The 12,227-nt window shown below is 59.6% G+C and carries 11 protein-coding genes; 4 read left to right on the forward strand and 7 right to left on the reverse strand.

The window, feature by feature from the left end; all coding sequences use genetic code 11:
- Positions 1-175 precede the first annotated feature (175 nt).
- From rfbF to ACZ5AL_RS05740, 7 genes are all read right to left on the reverse strand, one after another.
- The gene (gene rfbF, locus ACZ5AL_RS05710; RefSeq protein ID WP_464512767.1) at positions 176-1,051 is read right to left on the reverse strand and encodes a glucose-1-phosphate cytidylyltransferase; all 876 of its coding nucleotides are present in this window, start codon (positions 1,049-1,051) and stop codon (positions 176-178) included.
- 58 nt (positions 1,052-1,109) lie between these two features.
- Entirely contained in the window at positions 1,110-2,414 is a 1,305-nt protein-coding gene (locus ACZ5AL_RS05715) for an NAD(P)H-dependent oxidoreductase (protein ID WP_464512768.1), read from the reverse strand.
- A 13-nt stretch (positions 2,415-2,427) separates the two neighbouring features.
- A complete protein-coding gene (locus ACZ5AL_RS05720; protein ID WP_464512770.1) occupies positions 2,428-3,258 on the reverse strand; it encodes a nucleotidyltransferase family protein in 831 nt (276 codons plus the stop codon).
- Positions 3,255-3,800, reverse strand: coding sequence for a dTDP-4-dehydrorhamnose 3,5-epimerase (rfbC, locus tag ACZ5AL_RS05725; protein WP_464512771.1), 546 nt, complete (start codon positions 3,798-3,800; stop codon positions 3,255-3,257). The genes ACZ5AL_RS05720 and rfbC overlap by 4 nt, the downstream gene beginning before the upstream one ends.
- A gap of 13 nt (positions 3,801-3,813) precedes the next feature.
- Complete coding sequence (locus ACZ5AL_RS05730; RefSeq protein ID WP_464512772.1) at positions 3,814-4,878, reverse strand: NAD-dependent epimerase/dehydratase family protein; 1,065 nt, start codon at positions 4,876-4,878, stop codon at positions 3,814-3,816.
- Positions 4,879-4,928: 50 nt separating this feature from the next.
- A complete protein-coding gene (locus tag ACZ5AL_RS05735) occupies positions 4,929-5,930 on the reverse strand; it encodes a glycosyltransferase family 2 protein (protein WP_464512774.1) in 1,002 nt (333 codons plus the stop codon).
- A gap of 217 nt (positions 5,931-6,147) precedes the next feature.
- The gene (locus ACZ5AL_RS05740; protein WP_464512775.1) at positions 6,148-6,732 is read right to left on the reverse strand and encodes an energy transducer TonB; all 585 of its coding nucleotides are present in this window, start codon (positions 6,730-6,732) and stop codon (positions 6,148-6,150) included.
- A 472-nt stretch (positions 6,733-7,204) separates the two neighbouring features.
- On the opposite strand from ACZ5AL_RS05740, the gene carA reads away from it, so the two are divergent.
- From carA to ACZ5AL_RS05760, 4 genes are all read left to right on the forward strand, one after another.
- A complete protein-coding gene (gene carA / locus ACZ5AL_RS05745) occupies positions 7,205-8,344 on the forward strand; it encodes a glutamine-hydrolyzing carbamoyl-phosphate synthase small subunit (protein WP_464512776.1) in 1,140 nt (379 codons plus the stop codon).
- Between the two features lie 63 nt (positions 8,345-8,407).
- Positions 8,408-11,236 (forward strand): carbamoyl-phosphate synthase large subunit, encoded by a 2,829-nt coding sequence (gene carB / locus ACZ5AL_RS05750; RefSeq protein ID WP_464512778.1) that lies wholly within the window; start codon positions 8,408-8,410, stop codon positions 11,234-11,236.
- Between the two features lie 147 nt (positions 11,237-11,383).
- Complete coding sequence (locus ACZ5AL_RS05755; protein ID WP_464512779.1) at positions 11,384-11,716, forward strand: ArsR/SmtB family transcription factor; 333 nt, start codon at positions 11,384-11,386, stop codon at positions 11,714-11,716.
- Between the two features lie 29 nt (positions 11,717-11,745).
- A complete protein-coding gene (locus tag ACZ5AL_RS05760) occupies positions 11,746-12,177 on the forward strand; it encodes an arsenate reductase ArsC (RefSeq protein WP_464512780.1) in 432 nt (143 codons plus the stop codon).
- Positions 12,178-12,227 lie beyond the last annotated feature (50 nt).

Here is a 12,227-nt window from a genome sequence, read left to right on the forward strand (position 1 = left end):
GTATCGACCCGTTATGGAGTTCCCCGTGTGTCTGTAACGCAACTCCTCCGTCGGCTCGTGTTGCGATGCTTCACTGCATTCCACATGACAAACGAGAAAAACGCGGGGACAACGGCCTTTAGAGGAGGTCTCTTTTAATGCTTTACCACTACCAAGTAAGAAATCAAAACAGGCGTTACAAAGACGGTTCGTGGACCACTGGATCTCGCTGAGGGTCGCTCGGCGAGAGAGAGACATCATCGGAAGGGAGGGCGTCTTGCGTTTCCTGAACGGCCTCTGTCCATAGTGCCCAGGGAGGGGGGCCTTCGTCCCAGAGCTGGTTCAGCGTATTTTTGTCTTTGAGCGTATCCATCGGATGCCAGAACCCGTCATGGCGATAGGCGCCCAGTTCCCGCTCTCGGGCCAGGCGCTCCAGCGGATCGCGCTCCCAGATCGTATCGTCGCCGTCGATGTAATCGATAACCGCCGGGTCGAGCACAAAAAAGCCGCCGTTGATCCAGGCATCTCCATCCTGAGGCTTTTCACGGAAGCGCGTTACGCGGGCGGTTTCATCGGCTAGCGAAAACGTGCCAAACCGTCCGGGAGGCTGCACGGCTGTCATCGTGGCCAGCAGGCCATGCTGCTGGTGAAAGGCCAGCGACGCCCCGATATCGACATCGGCAACGCCGTCTCCGTACGTAAAGAAAAACGGCTCATCGTCGAGCAGCGGGCTAACTCGTTTGAGGCGCCCGCCGGTAAGGGTCCCGGAGCCTGTATCGATCAGCGACACCGTCCATGGTTCGCTGGCGTTGTTCAGAAACGTCGTGCTGCGGGTGCTCAAGTCGACCCGCATGTCGGCATTTAAGAGATGGTAGTTGTAGAAGTATTCTTTGATCATATGGCCTTTGTATCCGCAGCAGATGATGAAGTCGGTTACGCCATGGTGAGCGTAAATTTTCATGATATGCCACAGGATGGGTCGGTTACCAATTTCGACCATGGGTTTGGGGCGTACACCCGTTTCTTCGGATAGACGCGTGCCGTATCCGCCGGCTAAAATAACAGCTTTCATGGGAGTGCGGGGTGGCAAGTGAGTAAGAAGAACGGTTTGTAGTGCATTGTCGTGCTTCCTATGCGGTAGCACGCACAGGGGCCATGCCAAAGTGGGCGGTCTGTTCGGCCCAGAGGCGATCGATCAGTCGGCCCTCAGGAAGCAGCACATCATCGAAGGTAAGCGCCTGATCTTTGGGGATGTCGCGCAAGAGCGTAGCGCCCTCTGAAAGACCAAGCGGAAGCAGGTTGTCGCGGTAGGTGACATCTGCGTTATCGATCCAGCCGTATGTGCAGAAGCCGCCGAGTCCGTCGAGCGTCTCGCCCTGCTTCAGGTCGCGTTTGGCCAGGGCAAGCACGTGGCACACAGGCGGTCCGAGGGGCGCCACCGTGGCGTCGCCGAAGCAGACGGCACGGGCTACGGTGAGGGGCACCTCAAGGTGGGGGAGATGATACGGCGTGTAGAACACGTAGAAGGGTCCGTCGCCCATCTTCAGCACCGAGGTATACTGTCGCTTAACAGGGTGATCGTTGTAAGCAATGACAAAGACCCCTGGACCGGGCTCGGCGCCGATCACGTAGTCGTTGAGCCCGGTATCGAGCAACTCGTCTTTGGGAAACAGATCGACGGCCTCGGTAACGTGCGCACAGCGAGGCCCGTACATGCCGCGCTGCCCGACGGGGAAGCCGGTGGCGTTGGCGGCTACGGCGTTTTCCATTGAGATCTTAGTGCCATCGGCAAATGAGGTGACCATGTAGGGCGCCTGGCCGTGTTTTTCGGCCCATGCGCGCTGCGTCTCGGGGGTGCGGTAGTGATCAAGCAGGCCTTTTATGTTTCCGACCAGTACCGGGCGGTATCCAATGGCATCGACAAACCGGTACAGGTTCATCATGCTACCGGGCTGGTCGCCATCGATGTCGGTGAGCACGACCCCTGCCTGTTCGGCGTAGACGTTCAAAATGGGGCCGAGCGTGGCATCCAGTTCGGCATTTGAGAGAATCAGGTGCTTGCCGTTTTCGATTGCAGCGAGCGCGACCTGGGCGCCAAACTCGAATGTGCCGGTGGCCTCAATAATCGCGTCGATGCCTTCGGCACGGCAGAGCAGCTCTGCATCCTCCGTGACCGCGAATCGATCGGCCGCAATGGCTTCTTCGAGCGCAGACACGGTGCGTACATGGGTTACATCGTCGATTCCGGCCTCGGCGTAGGCAGCCTCGGCGCGTGGAAGGGTGCGGTTCGAGATGGCCACAAGGCGCATCCCGGTGATAGCTGTGCAGATCTGCAGGGCAACGCCGCGGCCCTGATATCCGGCGCCGACAAGCGCCACGCGGATGGGGTTGTTATCGGCTTCGCGCTGTTGGAGGGCGGTATCTACAAGAATCATAGGTAGAGGGTGGTTATGGGGTGTGTGGGATGCGCGGGGCCAGGAGCTCAGTGAGCGGGGTGCTCATCGCGCGGTGCAGGGATTCGGGCGTGCCAATGTCGAGGAAATGCCCCTCGGGAACGTACACGCTCTGGATGGTGAGTCCGTCGTCGAGTGCATCCTGAAACAGGTGACCAAGGTGCAGCTCGCGCTGTTTGAGAGATTTCGGGTCGAGGGATTCCTGTTCGAGGGAGGGAAGAATCTCGTCCAGCCGGTGGTGCAGCCAGCGAGTAAAGGCAGGCTGCCAGGCGGCACACATCCAGGCCGTTCGAAGAGGCGAGTCAGCTCTCTTTACATGAACAGACTGTACGGATCCGTTGGGAGCACGCTCGACCACGTCGACCCGGGCGGGGTCGGAGACAGGCATGCAACCAAGCACCACGTCCGCATCCTCCTGAAGCAGCCGATTGTGCAGTTGGGCAAAAAGGTTGGGGGGGTGAAACAGAATATCTGGAAACCCGAGGAGTACGGTGCGGTCGCGAATAAACGGCGCTGCTTGGTTGATGGTAAACGGCACGCCATACGGGCGGCGCATCATGCAGTAGGCAAAGTGCATGCGGAGGCGGTGGCCGTCGCCCCAGTAGGCGGGGATGTCCCACTTGCCGTCACGCAAAATCCAGTAGACGGTCTGGACCCCAGCAGCCCGGTAGGCGGTCAGCAGATACTGCGACGCGACAACCGGACGCGGGGTGCCGTCGGGCGCCGGGGCCTGGCCGACCGGAAAGAGCTCTTTGCTGCCCGGAAGCGGAGCCACGCGGGTGCCTCGACCGGCAGCGGGGATAAGACCAACGGGGGCAGTACTCATATGAGGGTGGTGGTTGGGGTGAGGAGAGGCCAGGACCGGTCTTTATCGGAGACCACGCGCACCGGCACAGGCCATGCTATGTCGAGTGCAGGATCGTCGTAGCGAACGCCGTTCTCGGACTTGGGGGCATAGCGGGCGGTGACGGGGTACATGACTTCTGTGTCGTCGGTGAGGGTGAGGAAGCCGTGGGCGCATCCTTCAGGGATGTAGGCCAGGCGGCGGTTGTCGGCGCTGAGTTCGGTGCCAAACCACTGCCGATACGTGTCTGAGGCGGAACGCAGGTCAACCATCACGTCGAAGATGGCCCCCCGCGTACAGCGCACGATCTTGGCCTCAGAATGCGGAGGCGTCTGGTAGTGAAGCCCCCGCAGCGTACCGGCTTTCGCGCTGTAGCTGATGTTGACCTGCATGATCTTCATGTTGAGTCCGTGCGCTGCAAGCTCATCGACACAGAGCATGCGGGCAAAGAAGCCACGATCGTCACCGTGTGGCTCAGGATCAATCAGGTACGCTCCAGAAATGGGGGCCCGAGTAAACTTCATTATATTGTAGGATTTACGTGGAAAGAAGCGCGGCGTCGGGGGCAACGCCTTCGCGCCAGAAGAACCGGCCGTCCAGCTGGTCGGTGTCGAGCAGGTATTCCAGCTGCTTCAGCCGCGTGAAGGCGCGAAAGCCGAAGGTTTCAGGGGTAAGGTCGATAGCCTGGTAGAGGGTAGCCATCTGGCGAGCCCCGTCTTCGAGCGTGTGGGCTGGTTTGAAGCCTGGAAGTTGGGTTGCGATCTTGTCGAACGAGACGCGGTAGCTGCGGTCGTCGCCATCGCTGGAGCCCATAGACACGCGGCAGTCCGGAAGGGCAGTTGCCACAATCTCGACGATATCGCGCACCTGGTAGTTTTCGTTAGAGTGGCCGACGTTGAAGATCTCGTTGTGGATGGCATCGCGCGGGGCTTCGAGTGTGCAGGCAATGGCTTGTGCGATGTCGGCTATGTGCACGAGCGGACGCCACGGCGTGCCGTCGCTGCGCATGTTGATGGTGCCAGTGGTGTAGGCATATCCGCTCAGGTTATTAAGCACGATATCAAAGCGCTGTCGGGGCGAGGGGCCGTAGGCGGTGGCGTTGCGCAGAAATGTCGGTGAGAAGGTGTCGTCGGCCAGAGCGCTCAGGTCGGTTTCTACGTTGACCTTACAGCGTGCATAGGCTGTTAGGGGATGCGTAGGTGAGGCTTCTGTTTTGAACGCCTCGCCGTTCTGCAGGCCGTATACGCTGCATGAGGACGTGTATACGAAGCGTTTAATGCCCAGCTCTTTGGCGAGCCGAGCCAGCCGAACCGTACCAGCGTGGTTAATGGCATAGGTGTTGGCTTCGTTATGCTGTCCGAGCGGGTCGTTAGAGAGCTCTGCCAGGTGGCAGATGGCGTCGAAGCCCGTCAGGTCGTCGCGGTTGATGGCGCGGATGTCCTTCCACACCTGACGAATGCCCGGGGGCCATGGAGATTCGAAGAGCGTGCCGTCGGCGTAATATCCGGTATCGAGCCCGGTTACGGTGTGGCCGCGTTCGTGTAGCAGCTGCACGAGGGGGTAGCCGATATAGCCTTGGCTTCCAGTAACGAGAACATTCATAGGATAGGGGTAGGATGGGTTGGGGGTGTGAGAAAGAATCCTTATCGGGTCTACTGCCCCTGCGATGAGGTCTCCCAGGGCATCGGGTAGACGGCACGCAGTCCGAGAACGCGTGGAGGCGGTGTGGAGTGATGAAGGCCCACACGGGCCGTCGTGAAATAGAGTGCTTCGCGCACGTACTGCGGTCCGTGCCGTAAGGCATAGTAGCGCATCAGCCGGACGCGACAGCGCCACCGGTCGTTCGGTGACAGCGGGGCGCGTTGAATAGCGCGGTGTAGTTCGCGGAGCCACCGCATCTCCAGCCAGGGCAAGCCGCGCTCTCGATTCGGGTCGAACCAGTCCCAGATTGGAGCAATCTGCTTGTCATTGGATTTAGTGGAGTTGGCGTTGTGCCATCGGTACTGGAAGAGACGCTCAGGAACTTGATAGACGCCGCCCCAGAGCGTAAATTCACCGATCAGAATGAGATCAGCCGACGGAAAATCGCCGTGCTGCATCGTTGATCGCAAGATGTTGGTTCGCGTCAGCCCAAAGAGCGGCCCGGGCTCGCCGGCCCAGCAATATGATTTCAGATAGCTGGTGAACCGCTCCACCGGGTCGCTGTCTACGGTGTGTAGGTTGCGAATCCACTCTGGGTCGGCTGTGGGGGTGCCCGAGTCGTCAATCACCTGCGTCTTCGTGTATGCGAGCACAACATCAGGATGGGTGTCGAGCACGTCTACGCAGGCTTCGAGACAGGTCGGGGCAAGCACATCGTCGTGACACATCCACCGGAAATACGGGGCGCGGGCTCTGGCGAGCGTGCTGTTGTAGTTCTTGGCAGCGCCCAAATTCTCGGGGTGCCGCTCGTACCGAATCCGGCTGTCGCGCTCAGCGGCTGCCCGACAGATCGCCTTGGTGGCATCGGTCGAGGCGTTGTCGCAGATGATAAGCTCAAAATCCGTGAAGGTCTGACCCAGCACCGAGTCGATCGCCTCTTCAAGATAGGCCGCGCCGTTGTACACGGGGAGCCCAATACTTATGCGCGGTGTTGTAGAGCGAGACGTAGGCATACCACCCTCCGGTTGTGAAAGCACAGAAAGACTGCGCTAAACATACCGGAGCACGGCATACGCCGAAATCGGCTCTGGCGTGCGTTGGATGTGCTTTTGGATGAAGTCAAACAGTAAAAAGGATATGCAGGGACTCAATATGCTTCCGGACAAGTGGGCATCAGGGACAATTGCTTCGCACAGTCATTTTTTATAGCGTACGGCTTTGGGCTGATGCTTACTCCCGAGGGCCAAATCGAAACGAGAGTGTTGTTTCGGTGGGTACTGCCTCCCCGTCGTCCGTTGCGGGGCGAAATTGAGCGCGGTGGGCAGCAGCCAGGGCTGCGTCGTCGAGCCCATAGCCGAGTGTGTCGGTTTTGTGCTCGGTGCCGTTGGCGTCAATGCGCCACTGGCCGCGTATGTCGGCGGTCTCCACATGGCCGTCTGTGTTTACAGTAACGAGCACCTCAACACGAGCCCTCAACTCGGCATCGCGAGCCACCTCCGTGTAGTTGGGCTGGGGAGCGCGGAGCAGTCGTGCAGGCGTGCCCGGTTCTTGTCCGGCAGTAGCTTCTTCGAAAAGGCCCTCGCGGTGTTCGGCATCGTCGCCCGGATCGGTGAAGTCGAGGGCTACATCGCTCCAGTCGATCTCTTCTTCAAGGATGACATCTTCAGGCACGACCTCGGGGGGAAGTGGAGCAGGAGGCGGAGGTTGGCGGCGTACATCGTGATCAGTGGGTTGGATCTCCTCCAGCTGGATGTTGTCGGGGCCCACGTCGGTAAACACCTGGTCGGGCGGATCGGGCGCAGGCCACCAGTGCACGGCCCCTACGCATATGAGCAAGGCCACGACTAAACTGCTTAACATGCGAAGCCGGTAACGTGACGAATTACGCCAGGAGGAAGACACGGCACCAACGAATGAGATGGCAAAATATAGTGAACCAAGGCCCACCACAGCCTACGCACAATCAACGCAATGATTCCATGAATCGAACAAGGTGTGAAAGTTTGGTCCCTGTCTTGAGGAACGTTGGGCCAGCCCCTACGTTAGTCCACAGATCTTACAGCAAACACCCCTATGCCCGAACGCACGCCCCTTGACCGGCCCTTGTTGTTGTGGACTGCCTACTTGACGCAAGTCAGGCAGCACCCGCCCTCTTTTGTTAACCTTTCCGTCGTATTCGGCGGAAAGGTTTTTTTATGGCTGTTTCGGTCGTTTTGGACGCATAGGGGCGCTGTTAACGTCGTTTATTCGCTCCGATTCTGTTTCTTCCGATAAACCGATTGTGGCTATGCCAACCCAATCAACCGCTACCCTTGCTCTTGCTGATGGCACGGTGGTGCACGGACACGCGCTTGGACAGCGTGGGACCACCCGTGGTGAACTGTGCTTCAATACCAGCATGACGGGCTACCAGGAAATCCTAACCGATCCGTCGTACTACGGCCAGTTGGTGATGATGACGTATCCGCACATTGGCAACTACGGTACCGATGATGCCGAAAACGAGGCCAGCGCGCCGCAGGCGTCGGGCCTCATTGTGCGGGCCAGCACCGATACGCCCAGCGGGCCGCCCCGTCGCGATGCGCTGCACAACTATCTGAACCGCCACGGCGTGGTTGCTATCACCGATGTCGATACGCGTCCGCTCGTGCGGCATGTGCGTACGCATGGCGTGCTCAACGCCGTCATCGACAGTACCGGTGCCGATCCCGACGCGCTGGTTGCCCAGGCGCGTAACTGCCCTGATATGGCCGGACGCGCCTACGCACATCAGGTAACCACGCCCATTTCGTATCCATTTAATCGCGACAATGGCCCCACCATTGTGGTCGTCGATTACGGCGTAAAGCAAAGTCTGCTGCAAGCGTTTGCCGGCCGTGGATGCACGGTGCATGTGGTGCCCGCCGCTACACCCCTCAGCAAAGTGCGGATGTACGCCCCCGATGCCATCTTCCTTTCGAACGGACCCGGCGATCCGCGTGCGATGCCCGAGGCCATTGCGCATGCCCGCACCGTGCTCGACTCCGACCTGCCCGTGCTCGGCATCTGTCTGGGACACCAGCTTATGGCGCTGGCCCAGGGCATGGACGTCTACAAGATGCGCGTGGGCCATCGTGGTGCCAACCAGCCGGTGCAAAACTTGATGACCGGTCGTGTAGAAATCACCACCCAGAACCATGGCTTTGCCGTGGATGCTGACTCGGTGCGGGGCACAGCGGCGCATGTTACGCACCGCAACTTAAACGACGATACCGTAGAGGGCCTGCAGTATCCGCAGCATCGTGCGATGTCGTTGCAATACCATCCAGAGGCTTCGCCCGGGCCGCACGACAGCCGATATTTGTTCGATGTCTTCCTCGACATGATTCCAACGCCAACCGTTGCATCCGCCTCCACTGCTCGCCGCGCTCACGCCGTTGCGAGCTAATTTTTTGGCGGATCCCGACGTTTGATCCGTTTCCGTACTGCTTGATTTCGTACCCAACACCCTATGTCCAAACGCACCGACCTCGACACCATTTTGCTCATTGGCTCTGGCCCGATTGTGATTGGCCAGGCGTGCGAGTTCGACTACTCCGGCAGCCAGGCGGCCCAGGCGCTCCAAGAAGAAGGCTACCGCGTGGTGCTGGTCAACTCCAATCCGGCCACCATCATGACCGACCCCATGATGGCCGATGAGGTGTATCTGCAACCGCTTACCGTGGAGTCACTTACCCGCATCGTCGAAAAAGAGCAGCCCGATGCGGTGCTGCCTACCATGGGCGGTCAAACGGCGCTCAACCTGACGGAAGACCTGGCTCAGGCCGGCGTGTGGGACGCGCACGATGTGGAACTCATTGGCGTGGATATGGAGGCGGTGGCTGCCACGGAAGATCGCCAGCGCTTTCGCGATCTGATGGAAGAGGTGGGGCTCGATCAGGCGCGAAGCCGAACGGCGAAAACGCTGGATGAAGCCGCCACCATCACCAACGAACTGGGCGGCCTGCCCGTGGTCATTCGTCCGTCGTACACCCTGGGCGGCTCGGGCGGCGGCATCGTGTGGTCGGAAGACGAGTTTGAGCGCAAAGTGCAGCGGGGACTGGAGATGAGCCCGGTGCATCAGGTGCTGATCGAAGAGTGCCTGTTTGGCTGGAAGGAGTACGAGCTGGAGCTGCTTCGTGATGCCAACGACAATGTCGTCATCATCTGCTCCATCGAAAATGTGGACCCCATGGGCGTGCACACCGGCGATTCGGTGACGGTAGCGCCGCAGCAGACGCTCACCGATCGGCAGTATCAGGCCATGCGCAACGCTGCCATCAAGGCTATGCGCTCGATTGGCACGTTTGCAGGAGGATGCAACATCCAGTTTGCGGTGGATCCGGAAACCGGACGCATGATCGTGATCGAGATCAACCCGCGCGTATCGCGGTCCTCAGCCCTCGCCTCCAAAGCCACGGGCTACCCCATCGCTAAAGTGGCGGCGCGACTGTCTGTAGGCTATACGCTTGACGAGCTCCCCAACGAAATTACCGGTACCAGTGCGTGCTTTGAGCCGTCTATCGACTACGTGGTCACGAAAATTCCGCGCTTCAACTTCGATAAGTTTGAGGGCGTGGACGAGCGCCTCACGACGCAAATGAAAGCCGTGGGTGAGGTGATGGCCATCGGACGCACGTTCCCCGAAAGCCTGCAAAAGGCGTGGCAGAGCTTAGAGATTGGATACGCCGGCCTTGGCGCTGATCGTCCCGATGCCGACCGCGAGACCGTGCGCGACCGACTCAGCGATTCGTACTGGGATCGGCTGTTGCATGTGCGTCATGCCTTTCGGTATGGCGTGTCGGTTGACGAGGTGCACGACGTAACGAAGGTTGATCGGTGGTTTCTGCGAGCTATCAAAAAGCTGGTAGCTATCGAGCGAGAAATCGAGGCGCACACGCTGGCTACGCTGCCGGACGAGCTACTCTATCGCGTGAAACGAAGCGGATTTTCGGATGCGCAGATCGCTTACTTGCTCGACGACGAAGTGTCTGAAGACGACGTACGTGCACATCGCAAAAAAGCAGATATCACCCCCTCGTTTTTGGTTGTGGATACCTGCGCCGGGGAGTTTCCTGCAGACACGCCCTACTTCTACTCCAGCTACGACAGCGGGATGGAGCGCACCGTGTCTGATCGTGACAAAGTGTTGATTCTGGGCAGTGGGCCCAACCGCATTGGACAGGGCATTGAGTTCGACTACGCGTGTGTGCATGGTGTGCGTGCCGCGCAGGAGATGGACTACGAAGCGCTGATGCTGAACTGCAATCCCGAAACCGTCTCTACCGATTTCAACGTGGCCGATGGGCTGTATGTGGAGCCGGTGTTCTGGGAGCACATCATGAACGTGGTGGATTACGAGCAGCCTGAGGGTGTCATCCTGCAACTGGGGGGCCAGACGGCGCTCAAGTACGCCGAGCGGTTTGCAGAGCACGGCGTCCGCGTGCTGGGTACCGATCCGGCTGATATGGACCGCGCCGAAGATCGAGGGCATTTCTCAGAGTTGTTGGCCGAACTCGACATCCCGTCGCCGCCTTACGGAATGGCGCATTCGGTCGATGAGGCTGTGGCCCGCGCCTCCGATCTGGGCTTTCCGGTGCTCATCCGACCGAGCTATGTGCTGGGTGGACAGGGGATGCGCATTGCCGCCAATCCCGAAGAGGTGCGGCGCTACGTTTCCGCTATCTTGCAGCGCCATCCGGACAACGCGATTCTGCTGGATCGCTTCCTGGAGGGCGGCATCGAAGTGGATGTGGATGCCGTGTGCGATGGCACCGACGTCTGGATCAGCGGCATCCTGGAGCATGTGGAACCGGCGGGCGTCCATTCGGGCGATTCCACCGCCGTATTGCCGCCGCACAGCCTTTCCGAGGCAGCCCAGGCCACCATCCGTCGCTATGTCGAGCAGCTGGCCCACGCGCTCAACGTACGCGGCCTTTTGAACGTGCAACTTGTGGTGCACGAGGACACGGTGTATGTGATCGAAGCCAATCCGCGAGCGTCGCGCACGGTACCGTTTGTGGCAAAAGCCACCGGAGCGCCCGTCGCAGGCATTGCCACGCGGGTCATGCTGGGGGATACGCTGGCCGCGATGCGCAGGCAGGGAATGCTCGCCCAAGCACTGGATGGCTACGCACTGAAGCGACCCGTCTTTTCATGGGATAAATTCCCCGAGGTGCCGCAGGAAGTGGGCCCCGAGATGCGCTCCACCGGCGAGGCGATTGTATTCACCGACGCCCTCACCGACGAGCACCTCACCCCGCCCTATCCCATGCGCAAACTACGCGTAGAGTCGGCGTAGTGCGCTGTCACAGGTCAATGGGGCCTCGTTCACATGGTGTTATCTTGAGCGGGCCCCAGCGATAGCCGGTCACTCATCGGTGCGGAACCGTGGCGTGGGTCGTCCATCGTATTGATGCGATGAATACTGGCAAAACAAACTGATGCGATGCGCACCAAAGCCGACCACTTCCCTACCGACCTGAATCAGATGGCCGAGTATGCTAAGGCACTCTCCCATCCGGCGCGGCTAGACATTCTGCGTGTCATCGCCGAAAAAGAATCCTGCATCTGCGGTGAAATTGTAGACGACCTTCCCCTTGCACAGTCAACCGTCTCTCAGCACCTGAAGGTGTTGAAAAATGCAGGGCTCATTCAAGGCACAATTGATGGCCCCAGCGTATGCTACTGCCTCGATCCTATGGCGCTGCGTATGCTCGCCAAGCAGTTCGATACCTTCTTCAGTAACCTGATCGACCAGTCCGCCGCAACTTCCTGTTAGTCAATTGCTTAACAAACCAGGCCACCTTGATGTCTACCCCCTCTGTTCTCTTTGTCTGCACCCATAATTCGGCCCGCTCCCAAATGGCGGAAGGGCTCTTGCGTGATCGATATGGCGACGCATACGATGTGTATAGCGCGGGCACCGAACAAACGCATGTGCGTCCGCTAGCCATTGCGGCGATGCAGGAGATTGGCATCGACATGTCCGACCACACGTCGCAGACGATCGACACGGTTGCCGAGGGGCGTACGTTCGACTACGTGGTGACGGTGTGCGACTCGGCCCGCGAAAACTGTCCGTATCTGCCTGCTACGCGGAAGAATATGCACCACTCGTTCGAGGATCCCTCGGCAGCTACCGGCTCTGAAGCGGAGCAGCAGGCGGTGTTTCGACGCGTGCGTGACGAGATCGCGGTGTGGCTTGAGGATGTGTTTGGCAACGGGGGCCCCTCGAATTGATCATTCCCCACAACACTGGGCCGCCTGGCAATGGCAATTCCATACGGCGA

It is taken from the genome of Natronotalea proteinilytica (assembly GCF_055379935.1).